The organism is Stenotrophomonas aracearum (assembly GCF_031834615.1).
In the GTDB taxonomy this organism is placed as follows: Bacteria; Pseudomonadota; Gammaproteobacteria; order Xanthomonadales; family Xanthomonadaceae; genus Stenotrophomonas; species Stenotrophomonas aracearum.
The window spans coordinates 47297-70943 of the sequence record NZ_CP115543.1 but is presented as its reverse complement, the minus strand read 5'-3'; the positions used below and the strand labels follow the sequence as shown (position 1 = coordinate 70943).

Annotated in this window: 27 protein-coding genes; 13 read left to right on the top strand and 14 right to left on the bottom strand. The window is 64.6% G+C overall.

From position 1 onward, the window contains the following. The first annotated feature begins 2 nt into the window (after positions 1-2). From PDM28_RS00345 to PDM28_RS00320, 6 genes are all read left to right on the top strand, one after another. Entirely contained in the window at positions 3-1196 is a 1194-nt protein-coding gene (locus tag PDM28_RS00345) for an acetyltransferase domain-containing protein (RefSeq protein ID WP_311183335.1), read from the top strand. Between the two features lie 134 nt (positions 1197-1330). After that, positions 1331-1753: a GNAT family N-acetyltransferase gene (locus PDM28_RS00340; RefSeq protein WP_311183334.1), complete on the top strand. Its 423-nt coding sequence runs from the start codon at positions 1331-1333 to the stop codon at positions 1751-1753. 141 nt (positions 1754-1894) lie between these two features. Further along, positions 1895-2419: a DUF6622 family protein gene (locus PDM28_RS00335; protein ID WP_311183333.1), complete on the top strand. Its 525-nt coding sequence runs from the start codon at positions 1895-1897 to the stop codon at positions 2417-2419. Between the two features lie 186 nt (positions 2420-2605). Further along, positions 2606-2797, top strand: a complete 192-nt coding sequence (locus tag PDM28_RS00330; RefSeq protein WP_311183332.1) for a hypothetical protein — start codon at positions 2606-2608, stop codon at positions 2795-2797. After that, positions 2797-3339, top strand: coding sequence for a hypothetical protein (locus tag PDM28_RS00325; protein ID WP_311183331.1), 543 nt, complete (start codon positions 2797-2799; stop codon positions 3337-3339). Before PDM28_RS00330 ends, PDM28_RS00325 begins: the two co-directional genes overlap by 1 nt. A gap of 64 nt (positions 3340-3403) precedes the next feature. After that, positions 3404-3805, top strand: coding sequence for a GFA family protein (locus PDM28_RS00320; RefSeq protein ID WP_311183330.1), 402 nt, complete (start codon positions 3404-3406; stop codon positions 3803-3805). Positions 3806-3865: 60 nt separating this feature from the next. Here PDM28_RS00320 and PDM28_RS00315 read toward each other — a convergent pair whose 3' ends face one another. Further along, the gene (locus PDM28_RS00315) at positions 3866-4750 is read right to left on the bottom strand and encodes a LysR family transcriptional regulator (protein WP_311183329.1); all 885 of its coding nucleotides are present in this window, start codon (positions 4748-4750) and stop codon (positions 3866-3868) included. Positions 4751-4875: 125 nt separating this feature from the next. Between PDM28_RS00315 and PDM28_RS00310 the strand changes: the two genes are divergently transcribed. After that, positions 4876-5985, top strand: coding sequence for an NADH:flavin oxidoreductase (locus tag PDM28_RS00310; RefSeq protein ID WP_311183328.1), 1110 nt, complete (start codon positions 4876-4878; stop codon positions 5983-5985). A gap of 27 nt (positions 5986-6012) precedes the next feature. On the opposite strand, the gene PDM28_RS00305 is transcribed toward PDM28_RS00310, so the two are convergent. Both PDM28_RS00305 and PDM28_RS00300 read right to left on the bottom strand, forming a co-directional pair. Beyond that, positions 6013-9420: a response regulator gene (locus PDM28_RS00305; RefSeq protein ID WP_311183327.1), complete on the bottom strand. Its 3408-nt coding sequence runs from the start codon at positions 9418-9420 to the stop codon at positions 6013-6015. 50 nt (positions 9421-9470) lie between these two features. Continuing rightward, entirely contained in the window at positions 9471-10220 is a 750-nt protein-coding gene (locus tag PDM28_RS00300) for an SDR family NAD(P)-dependent oxidoreductase (protein WP_311183325.1), read from the bottom strand. 123 nt (positions 10221-10343) lie between these two features. On the opposite strand from PDM28_RS00300, the gene PDM28_RS00295 reads away from it, so the two are divergent. After that, a complete protein-coding gene (locus PDM28_RS00295; RefSeq protein WP_311183324.1) occupies positions 10344-11252 on the top strand; it encodes a LysR family transcriptional regulator in 909 nt (302 codons plus the stop codon). On the opposite strand, the gene PDM28_RS00290 is transcribed toward PDM28_RS00295, so the two are convergent. Then, entirely contained in the window at positions 11203-12453 is a 1251-nt protein-coding gene (locus tag PDM28_RS00290) for an acyltransferase family protein (RefSeq protein WP_311183323.1), read from the bottom strand. The genes PDM28_RS00295 and PDM28_RS00290 overlap by 50 nt on opposite strands. A 155-nt stretch (positions 12454-12608) precedes the next feature. On the opposite strand from PDM28_RS00290, the gene PDM28_RS00285 reads away from it, so the two are divergent. After that, the gene (locus tag PDM28_RS00285) at positions 12609-13493 is read left to right on the top strand and encodes a LytTR family DNA-binding domain-containing protein (protein WP_311183322.1); all 885 of its coding nucleotides are present in this window, start codon (positions 12609-12611) and stop codon (positions 13491-13493) included. Between the two features lie 15 nt (positions 13494-13508). Here PDM28_RS00285 and PDM28_RS00280 read toward each other — a convergent pair whose 3' ends face one another. The 6 genes from PDM28_RS00280 to yczR all read right to left on the bottom strand — a co-directional run bounded on the left by PDM28_RS00280 (position 13509) and on the right by yczR (position 17547). Further along, a complete protein-coding gene (locus tag PDM28_RS00280) occupies positions 13509-13868 on the bottom strand; it encodes a hypothetical protein (protein ID WP_311183321.1) in 360 nt (119 codons plus the stop codon). Further along, positions 13865-14287 carry a response regulator gene (locus PDM28_RS00275; protein WP_311183320.1) on the bottom strand — a complete coding sequence of 141 codons (423 nt, stop codon included), beginning with the start codon at positions 14285-14287 and terminating at the stop codon, positions 13865-13867. The genes PDM28_RS00280 and PDM28_RS00275 overlap by 4 nt, the downstream gene beginning before the upstream one ends. Before the next feature lie 96 nt (positions 14288-14383). Then, positions 14384-14761 carry a DMT family transporter gene (locus PDM28_RS00270; RefSeq protein WP_343236714.1) on the bottom strand — a complete coding sequence of 126 codons (378 nt, stop codon included), beginning with the start codon at positions 14759-14761 and terminating at the stop codon, positions 14384-14386. Between the two features lie 67 nt (positions 14762-14828). After that, positions 14829-15194 (bottom strand): DUF6404 family protein, encoded by a 366-nt coding sequence (locus tag PDM28_RS00265; protein ID WP_311183318.1) that lies wholly within the window; start codon positions 15192-15194, stop codon positions 14829-14831. Between the two features lie 50 nt (positions 15195-15244). Further along, positions 15245-15994 carry an SDR family NAD(P)-dependent oxidoreductase gene (locus PDM28_RS00260; RefSeq protein WP_311183317.1) on the bottom strand — a complete coding sequence of 250 codons (750 nt, stop codon included), beginning with the start codon at positions 15992-15994 and terminating at the stop codon, positions 15245-15247. Positions 15995-16092: 98 nt separating this feature from the next. Next, on the bottom strand, positions 16093-17547 hold the full coding sequence (gene yczR / locus PDM28_RS00255) for a MocR-like transcription factor YczR (protein WP_311183316.1): 1455 nt from the start codon (positions 17545-17547) through the stop codon (positions 16093-16095). Between the two features lie 60 nt (positions 17548-17607). Between yczR and yczE the strand changes: the two genes are divergently transcribed. Then, a complete protein-coding gene (yczE, locus tag PDM28_RS00250) occupies positions 17608-18276 on the top strand; it encodes a membrane protein YczE (RefSeq protein ID WP_311183314.1) in 669 nt (222 codons plus the stop codon). Here the strand turns inward: yczE and PDM28_RS00245 are convergent. Genes PDM28_RS00245 through PDM28_RS00230 form a run of 4 tightly spaced genes read right to left on the bottom strand, consistent with a single transcriptional unit; the run spans position 18231 to position 22078 of the window. Next, complete coding sequence (locus PDM28_RS00245) at positions 18231-19997, bottom strand: cobaltochelatase CobT-related protein (RefSeq protein ID WP_311183313.1); 1767 nt, start codon at positions 19995-19997, stop codon at positions 18231-18233. The genes yczE and PDM28_RS00245 overlap by 46 nt on opposite strands. Further along, positions 19994-21031 carry a cobaltochelatase subunit CobS gene (gene cobS / locus PDM28_RS00240; protein WP_311183312.1) on the bottom strand — a complete coding sequence of 346 codons (1038 nt, stop codon included), beginning with the start codon at positions 21029-21031 and terminating at the stop codon, positions 19994-19996. Before cobS ends, PDM28_RS00245 begins: the two co-directional genes overlap by 4 nt. After that, the gene (gene ureG, locus PDM28_RS00235) at positions 20985-21602 is read right to left on the bottom strand and encodes an urease accessory protein UreG (RefSeq protein ID WP_311183311.1); all 618 of its coding nucleotides are present in this window, start codon (positions 21600-21602) and stop codon (positions 20985-20987) included. Before ureG ends, cobS begins: the two co-directional genes overlap by 47 nt. Then, complete coding sequence (locus tag PDM28_RS00230) at positions 21599-22078, bottom strand: urease accessory protein UreE (RefSeq protein WP_311183310.1); 480 nt, start codon at positions 22076-22078, stop codon at positions 21599-21601. The genes ureG and PDM28_RS00230 overlap by 4 nt, the downstream gene beginning before the upstream one ends. Positions 22079-22175: 97 nt before the next feature. Between PDM28_RS00230 and PDM28_RS00225 the strand changes: the two genes are divergently transcribed. From PDM28_RS00225 to PDM28_RS00215, 3 genes are read left to right on the top strand one after another with little or no spacing between them, the layout of a single operon-like run. Beyond that, positions 22176-23003 (top strand): urease accessory protein UreD, encoded by an 828-nt coding sequence (locus PDM28_RS00225; protein ID WP_311183309.1) that lies wholly within the window; start codon positions 22176-22178, stop codon positions 23001-23003. Between the two features lie 22 nt (positions 23004-23025). Further along, a complete protein-coding gene (gene ureA / locus PDM28_RS00220; protein WP_311183307.1) occupies positions 23026-23328 on the top strand; it encodes an urease subunit gamma in 303 nt (100 codons plus the stop codon). Between the two features lie 10 nt (positions 23329-23338). Further along, on the top strand, positions 23339-23644 hold the full coding sequence (locus PDM28_RS00215; protein ID WP_102946981.1) for an urease subunit beta: 306 nt from the start codon (positions 23339-23341) through the stop codon (positions 23642-23644). Positions 23645-23647: the final 3 nt, after the last annotated feature.

The following is a 23647-nucleotide window of genomic DNA, read 5'->3' as shown; positions in this document are numbered from 1 at the left end:
AGATGACCGGTACCCCGACTGCCATGCCGATGGGGATGAATGCACCCCTCGGCCCCAAGCCGGGTGCGGGTCGCCTGCAAAGCATCGACGCGCTGCGTGGCTTCGTCATGGTCCTGATGCTGCTCGACCACCTGCGCGAGACTTGGTTCCTGCATGTACCGGTGGCCGATCCCATCGATGCCACCACGGCGCTGCCGGCGATGTACTGGGCGCGCCTGGCGGTGAGTCTGTGTGCACCCATCTTCGTGGCGCTCACGGGCATTTCTGCCTACCTGTTCAGTACGAAGCACACGCTGGCAGAGACCCGCATGTACCTGGTCAAGCGCGGGCTGGTGCTGATGGCGCTTGAAGTGTTCTTCCTGTCCGAGCTGTACTGGGGCATTGCCGCGCCCACCTTCTGGCTGCAGGTCATCTGGTGCATCGGCGTGTGCATGATCGTGCTGGCGCTGCTCATCGGAATGCCGCGCCGGCTGCTGCTGGCCGGTGGCCTGCTGATCGTGTGCGGGCACAACCTGCTTGACGGCATCCGGCTGGAACCGGGTCATCCGCTGTTCGCGCCGTGGGCGATGCTGCACCAGCGTGACGTCATCGAACTTCCCTTTGGATTTGTCGCCAAGACCACCTACCCGGTGTTGCCGTGGATCGGCGTGATCGTGCTCGGCTTTGCCATTGGCCCGTGGTTCTCGCCGGGTGTCGCCGCTCCTGCGCGTCGGCGTCGGCTGATCTGGCTGGGCACGGCCATGCTGCTGACGTTCTTCCTGGTGCGCCTGTGGAACGGTTACGGCGATACGCCCTGGTTCGTGGTGGAAGGCGACCCGATGCGCACGGTGATGAGCTTCCTGGCGCTGACCAAGTACCCACCTTCGCTGCTGTTCCTGCTGCTCACGCTGGGCGTGGGTGCGTTGCTGCTGGCCGCCTTCGAGCTGCTGCGCGAAGGCCGGATTTCGGCGGCGCTGGCGGTGTTCGGCGGCGCCCCGATGTTCTTCTACCTGCTCCACCTCAGCGTGCTGCGCCTGCTCTACCACGGTGCCCTCGCCCTCTGGGGGCCCAACCAGGGGAGCGTGTTCGGCGTCGGGAACTACGGCTGGGTGTTGGCCTGGTACGTGGCGCTGATCATTCCGCTGTACATCCCGACCGCCTGGTTCTCCCGCTTCAAGGCTGCCCGGCGTGATATCGCGTGGTTGAAATACCTGTAAGCGGCGGGGCGCAGAAGGGCACATGAAACCCGGCCGTATGCAGCGGTAGACTGGCGGCGGCCATCAGTGGTTGTCTCCTGACGGTCTCTTCGACGTCCGACGTACACCGCTGTTTCAACACGAGGCGATCTGCCATGAACGTTGCCGAACTGCGCTCCGATGACGAGATTCTTGCCGCCCGCGATGTCATGCGGCAGCTTCGCCCGGACATTGCGGCCGAAGACTACCTCGCCACGGTTCGGCGCATGATGGAAGGCGGCTACCGTCAGGCGGGGGTGTTCGAGGAGGGCGAGGTGCGCGCCGTGGGAGGTTTCCGGATCTTCGAGATGCTCTATACCGGTGGGTCGCTGATGTACGTGGATGACCTGAGTACCGACACGCGTCAGCGCTCGCGCGGCCATGGGCGTGCTCTGTTGGACTGGCTCAAGGCCGAGGCGCGGGCCAGGGGATGCGTGCAGCTCCATCTGGACTCCGGGGTGCAGCGCGCGTTGGCGCACCGATTTTATTTCCGGGAGGGGCTTACGGTGAGTTCGTTCCACTTCCGGACGGAACTCTGACAGCCGGGCAGAGCCCGGCTCTACCTCCGGGTGTACGCCGCGATGGTTGACAGCTGTCACTTGGCCCCGGGGTAGCCCAACGGGAGAATCTGCCTACACCGAGGCGCTGTACCGGCGCCCCATCCAAGCCAAGGACGTCCCATGAACATGCTGCAGCAGTTTGCGTCGCATACCCCGATCTGGGTCTGGGCGCTTCTCATCTTCCTGCTGACCCGTGGCATCGCCGCCATGAAGCCCGGGGAAACCTCGCTGGCCAAGCTGGCGATCGTGCCCGCGCTGTTCACCGTCTGGGGCCTGTGGTCGATCAGCCAGCGCTACGGTGCTTCCTGGGTCGCCTGGGGTGAATGGCTGGTTGGCATCGTTGCAGGCATGGGCATTGGCTGGATGCTGCTGCGTCGCGCCACGCTGACCCTGAACCCGGCCACGGGCAAGCTGTGGCGCAGCGCGGACTTCACGTTGCTGCCGCTGCTGCTGATCACATTCGCAGTGAAGTATGGTTTCGAGTCTGCACTGGCGGTGTCACCGTCGCTGAGCGCGAATGTCACGTTCAGTGCTGGTTATCTGCTGCTGTCCGGTGGGTTCACCGGGATATTCATCGGGAAGTACTGCCGCTACCTGCGTGCGTCGCGGCGAGCCACGGAAGGGCGTTTGGGTGCGGCCAGCTGAGGGGTTATCAGCTTGCCCAGGTGTTCATACGCCGCAACTGATACGAGTCCTGCATCGGAAGCGGTTTATGCGAGTGTCGCAATTGACGCTCGGCATAGCTTGACCATCCCAGTCTCAGCCAAGCCCTACATCGCTTGGCGCTTTTGACTGATCATGCAGAAAGATAACGTTTGGTAGCATGCCCCCATGGACAAGCCCAGCAGAACCAAGCGCGATTACATCAGCACCCAGACGGTGAGGGCTGCGAACAGCAAGATGATTGCAAGCCGGGGGCATCCGGAGTTTCTTGCTCCAAGGGGCGTGGTTGTCAGGTTCATTTCACATGAAGAACTGAAGGCCGCCTTCATCAGCGCGTCCCGGAAGCTCAGGAACGCCTGATGAGCACTTCGGGGAAAGTGGATGGCTTCAACTACATCTACAGCACCCTCGTAGAACATCCCGACGACCTTCTCGGCATCGTCGCGTACTCCTTCTACAAACAGCAGAAGATCGAGTTCATGCAGGCATTCAGTGCCGAGCATGATCGCGCTCCGCACGATGCAGAACTGCGCGCGTTCCACATTGCTTCCAATAGTCCTGCATCCATTGCGATGTACCGCGCCAAGGCCGATTCTCTGGCGCGGGACTTTGTTCGCACTGTGCTTGCCCGGGAAGTTGACGAAGTTCAAGAGCGCAGCGATCAGGAGCTGAACCGGTTGGTCAGATCATTTCGTCCAAACTTCTGGCTGGGTGTCGCACAGAGTTTGTTCTCTTCCGTGTTGTTCGTTCTTCTCATTGGCGTGATCGTCTTCGTCGCCTGGAGCTCGAAGTTCGGTGCCTTCCATGTGATTGGCGAGGTCATGGGAGTGGAGATTCGGGACAGTGTGCCCGCACCACGATCACCTCAGCCTCAGTCACTCCCGGGGTTGGACGGGCCCTGAAGTCGCGCGAGACTGGCTGGACCGCCTCTGGTAGATTTCTGGCGAACTCACGGAGATCCGACACATGCTGAAGGAAGTAGGCGGCGTCCCCATCCAGCCAAAACACCGCGCGACCTGCCATTGCGGCGCGGTAGAGCTTGAGCTTGACCTACCCGATGGCATCGTGAGCCCGCGCCGATGCGACTGCTCCATCTGCCGGCGCAAGGGCGCTGTGGTGGCGTCCGTGCCCCTGGCCGGGCTGCGCGTTGTAAAGGGGGCGGAACACCTGAAGCTTTACCAGTTCAACACCCACGCGGCCAAGCACTACTTCTGTGGTATCTGTGGGATCTACACGCACCACCAGCGCCGTTCAAACCCGGAGCAGTACGGCTTCAACGTAGGTTGTCTGGAAGGTATCAACCCGTTCGCCATTCCGGACGTGCCAGTTGAGGATGGGGTCCATCATCCGGCAGACAGAACGGGCTGAGCACCGGCGCTTCAGGGCGTGAACGTACGGCTTGAGTGATTGCGCCAGTGGGTGAATCGGTTACGGCGCTGTCCGTTTCATTGCCTGCGCCAACGCATCCAGAAATACATTGACCCGGGCGGGCACGAAGCGCCGGGTTGGCATGACCGCCCATACAGCGAGGGCTTCGGTTCCGGCATCGTCCAGAATGATTTCAACCAGCGTGCCGTCCAGCAGCTGTTGGTGCACGTCCCAGTAGGTCAGCATTGCAATGCCCAGCCCTTGAAGTGCAGCGCTGCGCGCAGCTTCAACACTATTGGTGGCGACGCGCCCATGCAGCCGCTTGCGGGTAACGCTTCCAGCGACGATGAAGGGCCAGTGCGAGACGGGACTGAGCTGGATGCAGTCGTGGCGTTCCAGGTCTGAGAGGATCCGGGGCGTGCCACGCATGCCCAGATACCCCGGCGAGGCACAGAGCACGCGCGGATTGTCGGCCATGCGCCGCGCCACCAGCTCCGAGTCGCGCAGCGTTGCAATACGGATCGCCAGGTCGAATCCCTGCGCCACGATGTCGAGCACGCGGTCCGACAGGTCCAGTTCGATGCGCAGTTCCGGATGTTCACGAAGCAGGGGGCCCAGCAGCGGCACGATCACGGCCTGCCCGAACACGGTGGGTGCGGAAACCTTCAAGTGGCCGGTGACCTGCGTGGGCGATCGCCCGAGCTCGCGCTTGGCACTGTCTTCGGCCTCCTGCATCGCGGTGGCATAGGACAGGAAGGCTTCCCCCTCCGCTGTCAGCGACACCGACCGGGTTGTCCGGTGCAGCAGCCTGACGCCCAGTTCGTCCTCAAGCGCGGCGACCCGTCGCGTGACCTGCATGGGCGCGAGATCCAGCTGTCTTGATGCAGCGGCGAGTCCCTTGGCTGCGACCACGGCCAAGAAGATACGCACATCGGAGATCTGCACGGTTTATATCCCGGAAAGATATGACGGCATCTCTTTTACGGGACTGGGACTGAGGATTCAAGCCGATAGCATGGCTTCATGAGGCCAGCTCACGTGGCCAATTCCCCATAAAGAGGCTGCTTCCGATGTTGACTTCACGCCCCACGATTCTAACGCCGTTCGATATTTCCGGTGCGGTACTCCGCAACCGGCTCGCTGTGGCGCCGATGACGCGGGTCACTGCGACCGCAGACGGCCTGCCCACCTCCACCATGGGCGACTACTACGCCGGCTTCGCGGCCGGCGGGTTCGGCCTGGTCATCACCGAAGGGCTGTACAGCGATCAGGCCCATTCGCAGGGATATCTCAATCAGCCCGGCCTGGCCAGCGAAGCACAGGCGCAGGCATGGGCTCCGCTGACCGCCGCGATGCGCAACCATGGCGCGATGACGTTCGCCCAGATCATGCATGCCGGTGCGTTGTCCCAAGGCAACGCTTTCCGCGACGATACCGTTGGCGCTGCAGCAGTGCAGCCCAAAGGCCAGCAGATGTCCTTCTACTACGGACACGGTGCATATCCCTTGCCGGCGCAGATGACCGACGCCCAGATCCAGGACGCCATCCAGGGTTTCGTTGACGCGGCCGAACGCGCGGTGGGCACTGCCGGCTTTGATGGCGTGGAGATCCACGGCGCCAACGGCTACCTTCTGGACCAGTTCCTGACCCTGCATACCAATACCCGGCGCGACCGCTGGGGCGGCTCCATCCACAACCGGGTGGCGCTGTTGGTGGAAGTACTCGCTGCAGTGAAGGCAAGGGTGGCAGGCCGGGCACCGGTGGGCATACGTATCTCGCAAGGCAAGGTCAACGACTTCCTGCACAAGTGGGAGGGCGGCGAGCAGGATGCAGAAGTCATCTTTGGCAGTTTGGCCGATGCCGGCGTGGACTTCCTGCATGTAACGGAGTTTGAAGCGTGGAAACCCGCGTTTGCCGGGGAGACCGAGTCACTGGCGGCGCTGGCTCGCCGCTATGCGCCGGGGGTACCCCTGATCGCCAACGGCAGCCTCCATGACCTGTCGCGCGCCGAACAACTGCTTGAGCAGGGGACAGACATTGTTGCGTTGGGGCGCGGCGCCCTCGCCAATCCAGACCTGCCCCGCCGAATCCAGAACGGGGAGCCGCTTCGCCAGTTCGACCCGTCGATCCTTGGGCCAATCGCAGACATCAAGGACTCGGAGCTGGCGCTGCGCTCCTGAGCCATTGGCAATCCCGGGCAGCGAAGCTCACGCCATCAGCCACACCCGGATAAGCGAAACCAGCTTGTCCACGTCCAACGGCTTGGCCTCGTAGTCACTGGCACCGGCCTGGATGCACTGCTGCTGGTCGTCGGGCATCGCCTTGGCGGTGAGGGCGATGATCGGCAGCTTGCTGAAGCGCCCGTCCTGGCGGATCTCGCGGGTGGCGGTCAGGCCGTCCTTGACCGGCATCATGATGTCCATCAGCACCAGCTCGATGGGGGCGGGGCCTTCGACAGCGTTGTTCAGCGTGTCGATGGCCTCCTGGCCGTTGCGCGCGATGGTGACCTTGCAGCCATGCGGCTCCAGCACGTTCATCAGCGCGTAGATGTTGCGCACGTCGTCTTCGACGATCAGCACGCGGCGCCCTTCCAGCGCGGTGTCGCGATGCTGCGCGGTGCGGATCATGCCCTGCTGCGATTCCGGCAGGTCGCTGACTACCTTGTGCAGGAACAGGGTGACCTCATCGAGCAGGCGCTCGGGTGAGCGCGCACCCTTGATGATGATGGAACTGGAGTAGCGGCCCAGGCGCATCTCTTCGGCTTGCGAGAGTACGCGACCGGTGTAGACGATCACCGGCGGTAGTGCGTGCACGCTCTTCTCGGCGAGCAGCTCGAGCAGCTCGAAGCCGGAGGCGTCGGGCAGAGTGAGGTCGAGCACCATGCAGTCGAAGCTGTGCTGTTCCAGCGCCTGCAGGCACTCCGATGCGGAGCGCGCGCCGATGGTTTCGACATCCGCTACCGCCAGCAGTTCGCGCACGGCATCCAGCTGCACGGCGTCATCCTCCACCACCAGCACCCGACGCGGGCGCTGCGACAGACGGCGCTCCAGCGAGTCGAGCACGCCGGCGAGCTCTTCGCGGGTGGCCGGCTTGCCCAGGTACCCCACCGCACCCAGCGACAACGCCTTGTGCGAATGGTCCATTGCAGAGACGACGTGGATGGGAATGTGGCGGGTCCGCATGTCGTGCTTGAGCACGTCGAGCACCGAGAGACCGGACTGGTCGGGCAGGCCGATGTCCAGCACGATGGCGTGCGGAAGCTCGCTGCGGGCTGCCGCGAGCGCCTCGCTCGCGGTGCGTGCCACCTGCGCCCGGAAGCCCATTTCCTGTGCCAGGTCGCTCACGATCTCGCCGAAGGCGATGTCATCTTCGATGATCAGGATCAGGCCACGACCGTTGCTGCTGGGCGCCGGGCTACGCGTATCCTGCGCCTTGGCCGGGCGGACGGGGGCCATTGCGGCAGGCACGGATACCGCTGCAGATGCCGCCGGGCGCTCCGTACTGGCCAACCGGGCCGCCACCACAAGGCGGAAGCAGCTGCCTTTGCCGGGTTCGCTTTGCACGCTGATGTCGCCGCCAAGCAGTCGCGCAAGTTCCTGCGAGATCGACAGTCCAAGGCCGGTACCGCCGTAGCGCCGACTGATGGAGCCGTCGGCCTGCTGGAAGGCTTCGAAGATGCGCGACTGCTGTTCGGGTTCAATGCCGATGCCGCTGTCAGTCACCGCGAACGCCACCTTGCCATCATGCGTTGCAGAGGCGACCACGCTGACTCCGCCGACGTCGGTGAACTTCAACGCGTTCGAGAGCAGGTTCTTGAGGATCTGTTCGATGCGCTGGCGATCCGACTCGATGACTGCCGGGCAGTCAGCTGTCGCCGAGACATCGAACGTCAGTCCCTTCTCGTTGGCAACCGGACCCAGCAGGGCCGAGATGTCAGTCAGCAGCTTCTCCACCCCGAAGCGCTCGGCGTGCACTTCGATGTGGCCTGCCTCGATCTTGGACAGGTCCAGGATCTCGTTGATCAGGTTGAGCAGGTCGGTACCGGAGGCGTGGATGGTGCGCGCGAACTTCACCTGTTCCGCGCTGAGGTTGCCTTCGCGGTTGTCGCCCAACAGCTTGGACAGAATCAGCGCGGAGTTCAGCGGCGTGCGCAGCTCGTGCGACATGTTGGCCAGGAACTCGGACTTGTACTGGCTGGCGCGCTGTACGTTGTTGGATTCGGCCACGATCGCCGCATTGGCGCGGGCCAGTTTGTCGCGCTCGTCTTCCAGCTGCTGCGACTGGTCGAACAGCTGGTTGTTGGTCTGCTCCAGCTCGGCCTGCTGTTCTTCCAGCTCGTGCTGGGACGCACGCAGCGCGCGGCTCTGTTCTTCAAGTTCTTCGTTCGAAACGCGCAGTTCCTCGCTCTGCACCTGCAGCGTTTCGGACTGCCGCTGGGTCTTCGCCAGCAGCTCGGAGAGCCTGGCGCGGTACGCGGCGGAGCGCAGGGCAACGGCCATGTCTCCGGAGGCGCGCTCAAGCAGTTCGACCACCTCGGCCGGCACCGCACCGAAGAAGCCCAGCTCGATGACGCCGCTCACTTCGCCTTCGTGGAGGCTGGGGGCGATCACCAGATGGCGCGGCTGGGCCTGGCCAAGGCCCGAACCCACCGTGAAGTAGCCCGGCGGCACGTCCGAAACCACGATCACGCGCTTTTCGTCCACGGCGCGGCCGAGCAGGCTGCCGGTGCCGCGCAGCTCGCCGCCTTCGGGCGCATTGGCCGGCGAGGCGGTGCCGACCGCACCGATCTGCCTGAAGCCGGTGCCCTCCGGCACGAACAGCATGCCGGCCTCGGCGCCGGTGAACCGGGCGAGGAAGCCCAGGCTGGTGCGCGCCAGCGTACCGCTGTCCAGGTCGCCACCGGTCGCGGTGGCCAGCTCCAGCCGGCCGCGCTGCAGCCAGGCGTCGCGTTCGCGGGCGCGGGTGTGTCGGCGCAGCAGGAAGGCGATGAAGATGGTCAGTACCGTTCCCAGCACCGCGCTGGCCGTGCCCGAGCTCAGCGCCGTGTTGTAGGCGGACTCCATTTCCGCCAGGCGCTCAGCCCGCTTGTCGAGTTCGATCGCGCGCATGGAGGCCAGCCGCGCACGGATGTCATCCATGGCCGCCTTGCCGCTGTTGGAGTTGACCACGGCCAACGCCGCCTCGAACCCCTGGCTGCGGCGCAGGTCGATGGTTTCACGCAGCTCGTCCATCTTGTCCTGGACGCGGCGCGCCAGCAGTTTGAGCCGGTCACGCTGCGCGGGATCGTCTGAGAGCGCGCTTTCCATCGCCTCCAGCCGGGTGCTGGCAACGGCCAGCGCGGTCCGGTAGGGCTCGAGATAACTCTCGTCACCGGTCAACAGGTAACCACGCTGGCCGGTTTCGGCGTCCTGCACCGCGGAGAGGACGTCGCCCATGGCGTTCATCGTCTCCTGGGAGCGGATAACCAGGGCGCTGCCCTTCCGGATGGTCTGGATGTTCTTGCCGGCCAGGAACCCGCTGCCGAGGAAGAAGACCATGACCGCCAACAGCGGCCAGAGGGTGCGGAAGGCGGATCCGGTGTCCCGGGTGGCGAGGCGGGCTTGGGACGAGGGCATGGGCAAGCGAGTGGTTGGGCGCAGCCGCGCAGGCTAGCACGGCCGGAGGCTCAGACCTGCGCCATGCCGCCATCCACGAAGAACTCGATGCCGTTGACGAAGCTCGCTTCATCCGATGCCAGGAAGGCAACGGCATTGGCCACTTCCTGCGCCTCGCCCAGCCGACCCAGTGGCACCTGCGCCGCCAGGTGATCGAACAATCCCTGCCGCGCTTCGTCCGGCACCAGATCACCCAGCCCCGGCGTGCGGATCGGGCCGGGGCTGACCACGTTGACCCGGATATGGCGGTCCTTCAGGTCCAGTGCCCAGGAGCGGGCGAAGTTACGCACGGCGGCCTTGCTTGCGCTGTACACGCTGAAGTTGGCGGTGCCCTGGATGGACACCGTGGACCCGGTGAGGATGACCGAAGCGCCGTCTACCAGCAGCGGCAGCGCCTTCTGCACAGTGAACAGCACGCCGCGTACGTTGGTGGCAAAGATGCGGTCGAAGTGTTCTTCAGTGATGGCGCCCAGCGGCAGCATGTCGCCACCACCGGCGTTGGCGAACAGGATGTGCAGCTTGCCGGCCTGCCTGGCGATCTGCGCATAGACCGCATCGAGGTCGGTGGGCCGTGATGCATCGGCGCGGATGCCGGTTGCCGCGGGACCGATCGCGGCGACTGCCGCATCCAGCTCAGCTTGGCGGCGGCCGGTGATGAAGACCTTGGCGCCCAGCGCAGCCAGGTGCCGGGCGGTAGCCAGGCCAATGCCGGTGGTGCCGCCGGTGACCAGTGCGACCTTGCCATTGAGGGTAGTGCTCATGATGTTCTCCGTTGGGGCTGCCGGAAGGTGGCAGCGGGGTGGAGGAATCATGGGCGCGGGCGATAGTCCGATAAATACTGCCGAATTACATTGACTATGCACGCAGGTGCATAATCCAATGCCATGAACCAACTCATCGCCATCCGCGCCTTCGCGCGTGTCGTCGAAGCCGGCAGCTTCACCCGGGCCGCAGACTCGCTGGATATGCCGGTGACCACCCTGAGCAAGCTCGTGCGCGAGCTTGAAGGCCACCTTGGCGTGCGCCTGCTGCAGCGGACCACCCGGCGGGTGTCTGTTACCGCCGAAGGCCAGGCGTACTACGAGAAGGCGGGTCGCCTGCTGCGCGACCTGGAGGACGTCGACGCCTCCTTCAGTGCCGCCCGTGGCGCGCCGCGCGGGTTACTGCGCGTGGACATTGGCGGTTCCACCGCACGCGACCTGCTGATCCCGGCACTGCCCGACTTCATGGCGCGTTACCCGGACATCCGTATCGAGTTGGGCGTCTCTGATCGCACGGTCAACCTGATCAGCGAGAACGTGGACTGCGTAATCCGCGGCGGCGCGCTGGACGACTCGTCACTGGTGGCCCGCCACCTCGGCAATGCGCACCTGATCACCTGCGCCAGCCCAAGCTACCTCAAGGCACATGGGGTACCGGCCTATCCGGATGAGCTGCGTAACGGGCACCGGCTGGTGAGCTATCTGCTGCCCTCGAACGGGCGCGCGGTGCCGTTCCGCTTCCGGGGCGAGCAGGGCCCGTTCGAGATCAAGGCAGAGCACCGCCTCGGCATCAATGAAAGCAACGCGCATCTGGCGGCAGCCGTTGCCGGCATGGGACTGGTGCAGACCTTCAGCTACGCGGCAGGCCCGGCGCTGCGCAGCAAGGCACTGGTGGAGGTGCTGCAGCCTTGGCGGCCAGCGCCGTATCCGTTCCATGCGGTGTACCCCAACAACCGACACGTGACCCATCGACTGCGGGTCTTCATCGACTGGCTGGTGGAGGTGATGCCGCCGTTGTTGGCGACACCTTGACCCGCGACGATGGCAGCGGGGTCGCCGCACTGGGCCTACGCATCTTCAGACCAAACAACGGACGCACCCATGTCATCCGTCTGATGACTTCGTAGAGGAAGAACGCCAGTGCAAACGTCACCACCACCAGCAACGGTCCCTCCACCAGCGGCGCAAGACCCAGCGGCTTCAGATTGTGCGCGGCCACCACGATGATGGTCTGGTGCAGGATGTAGACCGGGAACACCGCTGGGACGAGATAGCGCAGCGCGCGGTTGTCACTGGGGTTCCAATGCCGGGCAAAGCCCAGCACCGCGACGATCGCGCACCATTGATTCACGCCCCACACCGCCCGCATCAGCATGCGCAGTGCCGGCAGCGGCTCACTTTCGGCGTAGTAGGTGACGAAGTAGGCGATCAGTCCTGCCCAGCTGGCGAGCCACAGGATCAGCGCGGTCCAACGCAAGCGGGCCAGGGCGTTCCAGAACGCCTCCGCCCTCGCCAGCAGGAAGCCCAGCAGGAACACTGCCCCGTATTGCGCGTGGTTGTACCAGTCGCCCACCAGTGCATGGGTCGATTCGAAGCGGGCAGAAAGCGTTACCCGCAGCACCGCCAACAGTACGGCAGGCCAGATCAGCGCGCCGTACCCGGAAAGCATGCGTTCCATTCCCGTTCCAGTCGCCCGCAGCGCACCGGGCGCCAGGCTCCACAGCAGCCAGATCACCACCGTGTACACCCACAGGTAGGCAACGAACCACAGGTGGTTCCACGTGGGTACGCGCAGGCAGCCGTCCGCGTCGCAGAAGCCCTCGTAGCCGGAAAGGTACTGGCCCCAGAAAGTCAGGTAACCGTGGTGGTACCCACCCGGCAGCTGCTCGACCACCTCGTAGTAGGACTGCGGCGTCACCACCACGACCATGCCGAACACCAGCGGCACCAGCAGGAACCACGAGCGGCTCCCCAGCAGGCGCAGTCGGCTGCCGCCAGCCCCCGCCCTGGCGTCGATCTTTCCGAACATGAAGGCGGTCGCTGCGCCGGAGACGAGGAACAGCAGCGACAGCCGCCACGGCGCAGTCAGCACCATGAAGGGCTCCAGCGCGTGGCTGGCATTCGGGCTTTTTACATGCCAGTCCCAGGTCACGTAGTACATGCCCACGTGGTACAGGACCAGCACGCCAAAGGCGCACACGCGCACCCAGTCCAGGTCGTATCGGCGTTGCATGGGTGCTCTCCAGTGGGTAGGTAGCCCAACGCTGGGCCCAGTCGCCCGGCGCCGCCAGCGCGAAGGGCCGTCCCGCAAGGGCTGGGGGACGAGCCGTGGGCCCACAGGGACGAACCGGAATGGTGTGCCACCGGCCTGCGGCCTACACTTTCCCGATGACCCATCCCGATCCCATGCCCTACGAACGGTATCTCCCCTGGCGACGCTGGGTGGAGTGGGGCTTCTGGGTGTTTCTGGTGGGGACCAACGTGCTGGGCAACAGCATCACCACGGTGATCGACCTGCGCCGGCTCAATGCCGGTTTCGAGACCTGGAAGCCGGTGGTGTGGGAGGCCAGCAGCGCGGTGGTCTGGCTGCTGGTGCTGATCCCGTTCCTGGCCTGGTACACCCGCCGCTTCCCGCTGCTGTGGGACAACTGGCGTCGGCGCCTGATCCAGTACATCCCGGTGAGCATGGCGGTGTGCCTGGTACACGTAACTGCCATGGTGGCGCTGCGGATGCTGGCGTACCGCGCGGTCGGCCAGGAGTACGACTTCGGCCCATGGCCGCGCGAGCTGGCCTACGAGTACCTCAAGGACGTGCGCAGCTTCATCTCCATCGTGCTGGTGATGGAGGGCTACAGGTTCGTGATGCGACGTTGGCAGGGCGAGGTGAGCCTGTTGAGCGCGCCGGACCAGGGCCCCCCGCTGGAGCCGGTAGATCGGCCGGAACGCTTCCTGGTGCGCAAGCTCGGCCGGGAGTTCCTCATCGCCGCCAGCGACATCGAGTGGGTGCAGGCGGCCGGCAACTACGTGAACCTGCGCGTGCGCGGGCATGACTACCCGCTGCGCAGCACTCTGGCCGGCGTGGAAACGCGGCTGGACCCGCAGCGCTTCGTGCGCATCCACCGCAGCTACATGGTCGCCCTGCCACACGTGGCCTCGATCGAGCCACTGGAAACCGGCGATGCACGCGTGCACCTGCGCGATGGCACCACCTTGCCGTGCAGCCGGACCTATCGGCAGGAACTGCGGGACAACGCCGGCGGGATGGCGGCCTGAGGATCGATCCCTGGGTCAGAGCTTTCCGGCCTCGTGGTAGCGCGCAACGCCCTGCTCGATCAGCGCCTGCAGCTCCTGCATAAGCGCTGGATCATGGGCGTCGAAGTTGAAGCAGGATTTCCCCTGCATGCGCTTCTTCAGCGCTGGGCTGATGGTGTCCAGCAACTCCGGAAAGTCATAGATGGGCATGAAGTGGAGCACGTGTTTGCGACCTGACGTCTTCACTGCACCAAAGAACTGTGCCTTGCCCTTGGCATCTGCGTTCTGGCAGTTGGCGTAGAAGTGGCCGTCTTCATCGTGGACAACGAGCAACCGCTGCCGATGGGGGAGCAGGAGATCGCGAAGGGCAGTGAACACATCGACGGGCTCTTTCATGCGCTATCCGGTGTCGAAACGAACGGGTCGGTTCCTGGAGCGTTGCGTCCACCCTCAGCGCGCGTGACAGCATTGAACAGCGCCATGAGTTGCTTGAGACGATAGGGCTTGGACAGGAAGGTGACGCCCTCCGGCAGCGGCGGCAGCTGGCTCCGGGCGTAACCCGAGGCCAGGATCACCTGGGCCTGGGGCAGGTAACGTGCCACGGTTTCGGCCAGTTCGATTCCCGATACACCGTTCGGCATCTCAATGTCACTGAAGACGACATCGAAATCGCCGTGGAGCCTGATCAGTTCCTCGGCGCAGCGGCCGTCCTCTGCCAGGACGACGTCAACGCCGTGGTCCGCCAGTGCATTACCTATCAGATCGCGCAGGTCCAGCTGGTCTTCAACCAGTAGAACGCGGGGCCGCCTCAACATGCAGATTCCGATACGTCAGTAGGTGGTCTGGAAGCCAGTGTGTCCGGTGGGCTGGCGCAGCTCAACGGCTTTTCCCTGAACCATACATCTTCCTCGTCAGTGGCCCGACGTCTTGGAGAGCGTATTCATGACCACCACCCCGCCGGTGATCATCGCCATGCCGATCACGCCCCACAGGTCGATCTTCTGGCCATGCAGGACCCACGCCACCAGCGTGATGAACACGATCCCGACACCGGACCAGATGGCGTAGGCCACCCCGACTGGAACGCTCTTGAGGGTCTGCGACAGGCAGTAGAAGGAAACGCCGTAGAAGAACACGACCAGAATGGAAGGTCCCACCTTGGAGAAGCCCTCGCTGGCCTTCAATGCGCTGGTGGCGATGACCTCACTGAGGATCGCCACCGCCAGGTAGATCCATGCATTCATTCCCGTTGCCCTCTGTCTGGATCGGCCGATCTTGGCCGAAGGCATTGGAAAGGGGAATCTTGTCCGCTGGCGGATTATGTGAGCAAAGCTTTCGGCCTCGCTCTTCCATCGCCTAATACGTGTCCCAGTTCGGCAGCTTCAATCGCCTTTGTTGAATCGCTACCTTGCAAGCCATGATAAGCCCGAAAATGGTCATGCCAAGCAGCGTTGACCATGTCAGCTCCAACCCGGTTCGTGGCGTGAAGCCCGGCAGGAATCCCAGCATGAGCGGACACGGTGCGAACGCGGTGCCCATGATTACAGCGTTGGCCAGAAAGCTGTTGAAGAGTGGAGGCTTCCAGTTCCAACCCAGCAGCCATGCGAGCCGATAGATCGGTGGTGCCGTAAAGCTGAGATGCTCACCGCGAGAGGTCAAATTGCGACGCAGGCGCCGTACCTTGTCGCGGAATGGCTCGGCGGGTTCTGATTGAATCGTCATGCAAGAATGCTAGTCGGAACCTTCGCCACGGTGTATCAGAGGTTTCTGATCTACAGCACAGACATCCCGCCATCTACGCGCAGCACCACGCCGTTGACGAAGCTGCCCGCATCCGAGGCCAGGAACAACGCGGCGCTGGCGAGCTCTTCCGGCTCTCCCAGCCGGCCCAATGGGATGGCGCTTGCCACCTGCTGCTCGAAGTCGCCGCGCTGTTCCGGCGGGATGCCGAGCTTGTCCAGGATCGGGGTGTTGACCGGACCGGGGCTGAGCACGTTGACGCGGATGCGGCGTGCGCGGAACTCGACCATCCAGCTGCGTGCGAAGGCTTCGATGGCGGCCTTGGAACCTGCATACACGGCGTGGCCGTCCAGCACCTTCTGGCTGGCGATCGAGCTGGTGATGATGATGGCGCCGCCGTCGCGCATGATCGGCGCGATGTTCTGCACGCCGAAGAACACGCCGCGCGCGTTTGCACTGAATTGGGCATCGAATTCGTCCGGGCTGACCTGGGCCGAGTCGTTGATGGTGTTCAAGCCCGCGTTGGCCATGTAGATGTCCAGGCCGCCAAAGCGTTGCTTCAGCTCGGCCGCCACTGCGTCATGGTGGGCGATGTCCGCGACGTCTCCAAGGAGGCCGGTGGCCGCACTGCCGATGGAGGCCACTGCAGCGTCAACGACATCTTTTCGCCGCCCGGTGATGATGACGTGGGCGCCCTGCGCTGCGAAGAGCTTCGCGGTCGCCAGTCCAATGCCGCTGCTGCCGCCGGTGATCAGGGCGGTTTTGCCATGGAGGGTCTGCATGGTGTTTCCGGAACGTGGGGGTCGGAACACGATAGGCAGACGGGGGGACGCACGGTAGACAGTGGACGGGAAACGGCGTGTTGAACGCGATGAACCAATCAGAGAATCACGACCTGCGCACCCTGCCTGCGCGCGGATGGGCGTAACGGCGCGCTCGACCAGACCTCAGCGGTACGCCGCACGGCTTCGATCAGATCCGCCTCGGGCCGCACGAAGGGAATGCGCAGCCAGTGGTCGCCACCACCTTCCACGCTGAACATCGGGCCGGGCGGGATGTGGACGCCGGCGGCGTCCATTCGGGTCGCGAACTGGGTTGCGCTGGTGCCCGCCGGCAGCTGCAGCCACAGCGTCATGCCGCCCTGCGGGAGACGGAAGCGCCATTCCGGCAGGTATTCGATGATGGCGTTGGCCAGCGCGTCGCGGCGCTCGCGCAGCTGGGTGCGGCGGGCGGCCAGCAACGCGTCGTCCTGCAGCAGTTCGGTCACCACCAGCTGGTCGAACAGGGCGGTGCCCAGGTCCAACTGCAGCCGTGCCTTGATGAGCGCGTCCATCATTCCCTGCGGCGCGCGGATCCAGCCCACGCGCAGACCGCTCCAGTACAACTTGGACACGCTGCCCAGGGTGATCGTCTCCGGGGCATGCGCGGCGAACGGCAGCGGCATTGGCGTGTCGGTGAGCGATAGCGCCTGCAACGATTCGTCGACGATGGGGACGGTGCGTGTGGCCTGCAGTTCGGCAGCATAGCGTGCGCGCTGGTCGTCGCGCATCAGGAAGCCGGTGGGATTCTGGAAGTCGGGAATGAGGTATGCCAGGTGCGGCCGGGTCTGGGTCAGGGTGGCGGCGACGCCGTCCAGGTCCCAGCCTTCTTCGCCCAGCGCGTCGCCCATGGGAGAGGCCACCAGCCGCGCGCCGCCCAGCCGAAGCGCTTCGATGACGTTGGGGTACACCGGCGATTCGATCATCACCCGGTCGCCGGGACGCGACAGCGCCCGAGCTACGACGGCGGTAGCGGCGAGGGCGCCTGAGCACACCATGATCTGGCCGGGATCGGTGGGCAGCCCGCGTTGGGCGAACTGCTGCGCGATCAGGGCACGCAACGCGGGCAGGCCGGTGGGACGGTAGCCATCGCTGCCCAGGTATCCGGGCAATCGCTCCATGGCGCGCTCATACGCAGCGCCTATGCCAGGTATGGCCGTGGTGGATGCGCAGGTGAGGTCGATGCTGCCTTGCGGGTCGTGCGGATTGGCGACCGAACGCAGTGCGTGGTCGTGCGCGCGGCGGCGTTCGGCAGGCACCGCGGCGAACGTGCCGGCGCCGTGGCGGGTGCTGGCGAAACCGGCAGCCACCAGGTCGGCGTAGGCACGCGTGACTGTGTTGCGGGACACCCCGAGCTGCACGGAGACCGCGCGCTCACTCGGCAGGCGGGTGTCGAGCGGGATGCGACCGTCGCCAATGAGTTCCTGCAGGACCTGGCGCAACCCTCGATACGCCGGCTTGCGCGGGAACTGGCCGACCAGGGTGGCCAGGTGCTGGGGAGTCAGGGTGCGATTCATGGAGCCACTATGGCTGAACTGGCTCTACGTGGAAGTGCCACTTGTCGGGATACTGGCCCCATGAACCTGAATACCTCTCCGCTTGGACTGGCCAATCTCGGCCCTCTCGCCCAGCTCCGCGCAGGCCGCCTGCCCGAACGTCTGGTACGGCTGCTGGTCGGGCTGTATCTGTACGGCATTTCCAACGCGCTGCTGATGCGCAGCACGCTCGGCGGTTCCCCGTGGGTGGTGTTCCACGAAGGCGCTTCGCGGCACCTGCCGCTGTCGTTGGGCACGATCATGGTGCTGGTGGCGCTGGTGGTGCTGCTGCTTTGGATCCCTTTGCGGCAGATGCCGGGGCTGGGCACGCTGGCCAACACCCTGTTGCTGGGGCCGTTCACCGACATCAACCTGCAGTTGTTCGACGCGCCTGAGGCCCTGGGGCTGCGCTGGCTCTACCTGCTCACCGGCGTAGTGGTCTGCGCGATCGCCACTGCGCTGTATGTCGGCGCCCAGCTGGGCACCGGCCCGCGCGACGGCCTGATGACCGGCTTTGCCCGCCGTGCGGGGTGGTCCATCCAGCGGGTCCGCACCTGCATCGAGCTGGTGGTGCTGGCGCTGGGCTTCGCCCTGGGCGGCATTGCCGGTGTGGGAACGGTGGTGTTCGCACTGTGCGTGGGGCCGATCACGCAGTTCTTCATGCGCTACCTGGTGCTGCGGCTGGATGTGGCGCCGACACCGGCGCAGTGATGTCGACGGGCGGCGCGTTGCACGAGCAGCCCGCCAAGCTCATCTGTCAGCGCGCCTGCCAGTTGCTCCGGCTCGCGGATGGTGACTGCACTCGCGTAGTGCCTGCCAACGTCATGGCCCATGCCTATCGCCACCAGCTCTACAGGCGAGCGCTTTTCGATCATGTCGATCACCGCCCGCAGGTGGCGCTCGAGAAAGTCACGTGGGTTGGCTGAAAGCGTGGCGTCATCGGCGGGCGCGCCGTCGGATACGACGATGAGAAGTCTGCGCTGCTCGGGCCGGGTAAGGAGGCGCTGGTGCGCCCATAGCAGGGCCTCGCCGTCGATGTTCTCCTTGAGCAGCTCGTTGCAGAGCATCAGGCCGAGGCTGCTCCTGGCGCGACGCAGCGGCTGCCGCGCGGATTTGTAGATGATGTGGCGGGTCTGGTTGAGGCGGCCCGGTGCGGCCGGCCTAGCCGCCTTCAACCACCGCTCCCGTGGCTGTCCGCCGTTCCACGCCCCTGTGGTGAAGCCGAGGATCTCAACGCTGACACCGCAGCGCTCCAGCGTGGCGGCAAGGATGTCGCAACAGACCGCAGCCACGGCGATGGGGCGACCGTGCATGGAGCCGGAGTTGTCGATCAGCAGGGTGACCGCCGTGTCGCGGAAGCGGCTCTCGCGCTCCTGCTTGAACGACAGCGGCTGCGTCGGGTCGATGATGATGCGCGCAAGCCGGGCGGTGTCCAGCTCGCCTTCCTCGAGATCGAATGCCCAATCGCGCTTTTGGCGTGCCATCAGATGCCGCTGGAGGCGCGCCGCCAGCCGCCCTACGGTAACGCGGTGCGCGGCGCGATGCCGGTTCAGTACACCGCGTAGCCGCTGAAGCTCCTCCGGGGTGCGAAGGTCCCGCGCGTTCGCGATCTGATCGAACTCGGTAGTGAACACGCGGTAGCCGGTATCAGCGGCTATCGTTCGGCTGGCCGCGCGTAGCCGCGCCGGATTCAATGGCTGTCCATCCCGCCGGTCCAGGGTTGAGGGCACATCTACGATGGCGGGCTGGTCCAATCCGGTCGCATCCTCAAAGTGCTCATGCTGCTTCTCACGCACCGCATCGGTCTGGCCAGGTTCATCCGCCCCCTTGATGGACGCGTAGTTCAATGGTGCGCGATGCATGTGCGCTTCCAGCAACACGTCAGCCGTCAGTGCATCCAGATGCCTGGTGACAACCCGTGCGAAGCTGGACTGCTCGTACATAACGTATGGAAGTTCCTGCAGCATATTTTCGAACTGGTCGTGCACCCACGCTCCATGCTTCGCGAGTGCCGCCGCTCCAGTCACTGGCGACGGCTCACTGGTCAGCCGCGTTCGAAGGATCAGCGCAAGCACCGTCGTTGCGTCCGCCTCGCGCTCGTCCAGCGCGTTCTCCAGTGCAGCAGCCAGGTTTCGCGCTACGCCGCGCATGCGAACGGCTCCCACGGCTTCAATGCGGACGCTCTCCAATGCGTCGTACACCGCGCGCGCATGTGGATTGTTCGGTGCCATGTCCTCATGCATGCGCGCGTCATGGTGGGCCCGGCGCAGCGCACGGGCATCGCTGATGCCTCGGGTGACGGCAAGTTGGCTCAGCGCGGCGCTGCTTCGCGGAGCGGACTGTTCGACGCTGCGGTCACCTGCGAGGGCGCGTGAGCATGCGTCCAGGGCCAGCCGGACCGCATCCTGTTCCGCCCCGCGCTGCGCTTTCATGTCAAAGGCAACTGCACGTTGGCTATCGACTCCGGCAGCTCCTCGCCGAAGACGCGCTGATAGAACTCTGAGACGATGCCGCGCTCCAGTTCGTCGCACTTGTTGAGGAAGGTGAGCCGGAACGCAAACGCGATGTCGCCGAAGATCTCCGCGTTCTCGGCCCAGGTGATGACCGTGCGCGGGCTCATCACCGTGGCGATGTCGCCATGGGTGAATGCGGCGCGGGTCAGATTCGCCACCTGCACCATCCGCACCACCGTCTCGCGCCCAGCGTCATTGCGGTAGTGCCTGGCCTTGGCCAGCACGATCGCCACTTCATCGTCCTGCGCCAGGTAATTGAGCGCAGCCACGATCGACCAGCGGTCCATCTGCGCCTGGTTGATCTGCTGCGTGCCGTGGTACAGGCCGGTACTGTCGCCAAGCCCTACCGTATTGGCGGTGGCGAACAGGCGGAATGCCGGGTGTGGCAGCAGCACGCGCGCCTGGTCGAGCAGGGTGAGCCGGCTGGACGATTCCAGCACGCGCTGGATGACGAACATGACGTCAGGCCGCCCGGCGTCGTACTCGTCGAGTACCAGCGCCACGTTGTTCTGGTAGGCCCACGGCAGGATGCCATCGCGGAACTCGGTGACCTGCCTGCCGTCCCGGATCACGATGGCGTCCTTGCCGATCAGATCGATGCGGCTGACGTGGCTGTCCAGGTTGATGCGCACGCACGGCCAGTTGAGCCGCGCCGCAACCTGTTCGATATGCGTGGACTTGCCGGTGCCGTGGTAACCGGAGACCATCACCCGGCGCCGATGGGCGAAGCCGGCGAGGATGGCCAGCGTGGTCTCGCGATGGAACACGTAGTCCGGATCGATTTCCGGTACGTGCGCGCTTGCTTCCGCATAGGCGGGCACACGCATGCCGCTATCGAAGCCGAACAGCTGCGCCACCTCGACCGTGGAATCGGGCAACGCGGTCGCATCGCCCGACGTCACCGCATCAGGCGTGGAGCCCGCCGTTTTCCATGATGAAGTCGACAATTTCATCCAGCCCTTTTCCTCTGGAAAGGTCCGTGAAGCCGAACGGACGGGTGCCGCGCATTTTCAGCGCGTCGCGCTGCATCACCTCGATATCCACATCCACGTATGGCGCGAGGTCGCTCTTGTTGATGACCAGGAAATCCGACTTGGTGATGCCGGGGCCGCCCTTGCGCGGGATTTCCTCTCCCTGGCAGACCGAAATGACGTAGAGGGTAAGGTCGGCCAGGTCCGGTGAGAATGTAGCGGCCAGATTGTCGCCACCGGACTCTATGAACACCACGTCCAGATCGGGGAACGCGCGGTTCATCTCGGCAATCGCCTGCAGATTGATCGAGGCATCTTCGCGGATGGCGGTGTGCGGGCAACCACCGGTTTCCACCGCCATGATCCGGTCTTCGGACAATGCCTGCCGACGCGCAAGGATCATCGCGTCTTCCTTGGTGTAGATGTCGTTGGTGATCACCGCAATAGAGAAGCGATCACGCAGTGCCTTGCACAGCTTCTCGGTCAGCGTGGTCTTGCCGGAGCCGACGGGCCCGCCGATGCCGATACGCAGGGGACCATGTTGTGAGCTCATGACGTATGCCCGTGCGAATGCGAATGCGAGTGCTGGTGGCTGTAGGCACCACGCACTGGACTGAACGGTTCATTGACTTCGCGCACCACCGCGCCCAGACCTTCCAGCATGGCGGTAATGACGTGGTCGCGCGCGATCAGGATGCGGTCGGGATAGATGGCGGCGGCGAGGTGCCGGTTGCCGATGTGCCACGCCAGTTCAGTGAGGTGCAGCGGGTTCTTGGCGGTGACTTCCAGCAACGCTTCTTCTGCTGCATGAATGTGGACGACCGTGCCGTCTTCCAGCAGCAGCTGCGCGCCGGAAGCGAGCACCACCGGCTCAGGCAGGTCCAGCAGGATCTTCTGGCCGCTCGGCAGTGTGAGTGCGCGCCGACGCACATGCCGTTCGTCGTAACTCAGCACCAGCGTGCCAAGTGAAACGCGGGGCAACCAGCCGGATTCGATGGAACCGTCTTCTACCGCGATGGCCTTAAGCATCTTTCACTCCGGCTGAACATGACGGGTGTCCAATGAATCTACTCTAGCGCAGTTGATTCGAATGCGTCGTTGGCCTGCAAGTCACAGGGAGTCCTTGATGGCTGCGAACGATTGGCGTGGCAAGCTTGAGCTGTGGTTCGAGCACCAGGAAGGCAAGACCCGCCTCATGCGACGCCAGCATGTTGGGCCACTGGCTGTGCAGCGCGCGTTCTATCCAGAAACCGACGGATCCGCACATGTGTACATACTCCACCCACCCGGTGGCATTGCCGGTGGCGACCAGCTGGCGATCGAGTGCCACCTGGCCGAGCAGGCGCGGACGGTGCTCACTACACCGGGCGCAACCAAGTTCTACCGCAGCGAAGAACGGACCAGCATGCAGCAAGTTCGCATCGAGGTCGGCGCTGGAGCGGTCTGTGAATACCTTCCCCAGGAGACCATCGTGTTCGCCGGTGCCACCGCCTCCATGAAGACACAGGCCGTGCTTGCGGCTGATGCCGTGTATATCGGCTGGGACTTCGTAAGTTTCGGACGGCCAGCGGCGGGCGAACGTTTCGGCGCAGGGACGTTCCGGCAGTGCGTGGAGATCGTGCGCGACGGCGAACCAATCTGGTTCGAACGCTTCTGCGTGTCAGGGCCGGAGGCGGTGAAAGACCAGCCCTTCGTGCTGGCAGGCCAACCGATCATGGGCACGCTGGTGTACGCCGGACCGTCCATTGAAGACGCGGCGGCGCGTGTCCGCGACACACTCGGCGACGACGCGCAGCATGTGTTCTCGGTGAGCGCGCTGGAGCGCGTGGTGGTCTGCCGTTACCTGGGCGACCACATGTCGCAGGCCAAGTCGCTGTTCCGCAGGGCGTGGCACGTGCTGCGTGAGGGCGGTATCGGCAAGGGTGGCGTCACACCGCGTATCTTGGCGACCTGAGACAACCAACGAGAGCAGAGCCATGGACCTGTTGCCACGTGAGAAAGACAAGCTGCTGCTGTTCACTTCGGCGTTGGTCGCCGAACGACGCAAAGCGCGGGGCGTGAAGCTCAACTACCCCGAAGCGGTGGCGTTGATTTCCGCAGCGGTGGTGGAGGGCGCACGTGACGGCAGGACCGTGGCCGACCTGATGTCGTATGGCGCCACGCTGCTGACCCGCAGCGATGTAATGGAGGGCGTGGCGGAGATGATCCACGACATCCAGGTGGAAGCCACGTTCCCGGACGGCACCAAGCTCGTTACCGTCCACAATCCAATCCCGTGAGGTGGTCGTCATGATTCCCGGAGAGTATTTCATCGAAGAAGGATCGATCGAGCTCAACCAGGGACGCGAACGCCGCAGCCTGCAGGTGAGCAATTCCGGCGACCGTCCCATCCAGGTCGGCTCGCATTACCACTTCTTCGAAACCAACACGGCACTGCTGTTCGACCGCGACCAGGCCCGCGGCTTCCGCCTGAACATCCCTGCCGGCACCGCAGTTCGTTTCGAGCCGGGCCAGGACCGCACGGTGGAGCTTGTGGCGCTCGCGGGCGCGCGCGAGGTCCATGGGTTCAACGGCTTGATCATGGGCAAACTGTAGGGG

Bases quoted from the DNA above. Each gene is read 5' to 3' on its own strand.
- PDM28_RS00325 (WP_311183331.1), top strand. From the start codon at position 2,797: ATGAGCACTTCGGGGAAAGTGGATGGCTTCAACTACATCTACAGCACC.
- ureA (WP_311183307.1), top strand. From the start codon at position 23,026: ATGGACCTGTTGCCACGTGAGAAAGACAAGCTGCTGCTGTTCACTTCG.
- PDM28_RS00285 (WP_311183322.1), top strand. From the start codon at position 12,609: ATGACCCATCCCGATCCCATGCCCTACGAACGGTATCTCCCCTGGCGA.
- PDM28_RS00215 (WP_102946981.1), top strand. From the start codon at position 23,339: ATGATTCCCGGAGAGTATTTCATCGAAGAAGGATCGATCGAGCTCAAC.
- ureG (WP_311183311.1), bottom strand. From the start codon at position 21,602: ATGAGCTCACAACATGGTCCCCTGCGTATCGGCATCGGCGGGCCCGTC.
- yczE (WP_311183314.1), top strand. From the start codon at position 17,608: ATGAACCTGAATACCTCTCCGCTTGGACTGGCCAATCTCGGCCCTCTC.
- PDM28_RS00300 (WP_311183325.1), bottom strand. From the start codon at position 10,220: ATGAGCACTACCCTCAATGGCAAGGTCGCACTGGTCACCGGCGGCACC.
- PDM28_RS00230 (WP_311183310.1), bottom strand. From the start codon at position 22,078: ATGCTTAAGGCCATCGCGGTAGAAGACGGTTCCATCGAATCCGGCTGG.
- PDM28_RS00280 (WP_311183321.1), bottom strand. From the start codon at position 13,868: ATGAAAGAGCCCGTCGATGTGTTCACTGCCCTTCGCGATCTCCTGCTC.
- yczR (WP_311183316.1), bottom strand. From the start codon at position 17,547: ATGAATCGCACCCTGACTCCCCAGCACCTGGCCACCCTGGTCGGCCAG.
- cobS (WP_311183312.1), bottom strand. From the start codon at position 21,031: ATGAAATTGTCGACTTCATCATGGAAAACGGCGGGCTCCACGCCTGAT.
- PDM28_RS00295 (WP_311183324.1), top strand. From the start codon at position 10,344: ATGAACCAACTCATCGCCATCCGCGCCTTCGCGCGTGTCGTCGAAGCC.
- PDM28_RS00225 (WP_311183309.1), top strand. From the start codon at position 22,176: ATGGCTGCGAACGATTGGCGTGGCAAGCTTGAGCTGTGGTTCGAGCAC.
- PDM28_RS00340 (WP_311183334.1), top strand. From the start codon at position 1,331: ATGAACGTTGCCGAACTGCGCTCCGATGACGAGATTCTTGCCGCCCGC.
- PDM28_RS00320 (WP_311183330.1), top strand. From the start codon at position 3,404: ATGCTGAAGGAAGTAGGCGGCGTCCCCATCCAGCCAAAACACCGCGCG.
- PDM28_RS00335 (WP_311183333.1), top strand. From the start codon at position 1,895: ATGAACATGCTGCAGCAGTTTGCGTCGCATACCCCGATCTGGGTCTGG.
- PDM28_RS00260 (WP_311183317.1), bottom strand. From the start codon at position 15,994: ATGCAGACCCTCCATGGCAAAACCGCCCTGATCACCGGCGGCAGCAGC.
- PDM28_RS00305 (WP_311183327.1), bottom strand. From the start codon at position 9,420: ATGCCCTCGTCCCAAGCCCGCCTCGCCACCCGGGACACCGGATCCGCC.
- PDM28_RS00265 (WP_311183318.1), bottom strand. From the start codon at position 15,194: ATGACGATTCAATCAGAACCCGCCGAGCCATTCCGCGACAAGGTACGG.
- PDM28_RS00330 (WP_311183332.1), top strand. From the start codon at position 2,606: ATGGACAAGCCCAGCAGAACCAAGCGCGATTACATCAGCACCCAGACG.
- PDM28_RS00290 (WP_311183323.1), bottom strand. From the start codon at position 12,453: ATGCAACGCCGATACGACCTGGACTGGGTGCGCGTGTGCGCCTTTGGC.
- PDM28_RS00345 (WP_311183335.1), top strand. From the start codon at position 3: ATGACCGGTACCCCGACTGCCATGCCGATGGGGATGAATGCACCCCTC.
- PDM28_RS00245 (WP_311183313.1), bottom strand. From the start codon at position 19,997: ATGAAAGCGCAGCGCGGGGCGGAACAGGATGCGGTCCGGCTGGCCCTG.
- PDM28_RS00270 (WP_343236714.1), bottom strand. From the start codon at position 14,761: ATGCCTTCGGCCAAGATCGGCCGATCCAGACAGAGGGCAACGGGAATG.
- PDM28_RS00275 (WP_311183320.1), bottom strand. From the start codon at position 14,287: ATGTTGAGGCGGCCCCGCGTTCTACTGGTTGAAGACCAGCTGGACCTG.
- PDM28_RS00310 (WP_311183328.1), top strand. From the start codon at position 4,876: ATGTTGACTTCACGCCCCACGATTCTAACGCCGTTCGATATTTCCGGT.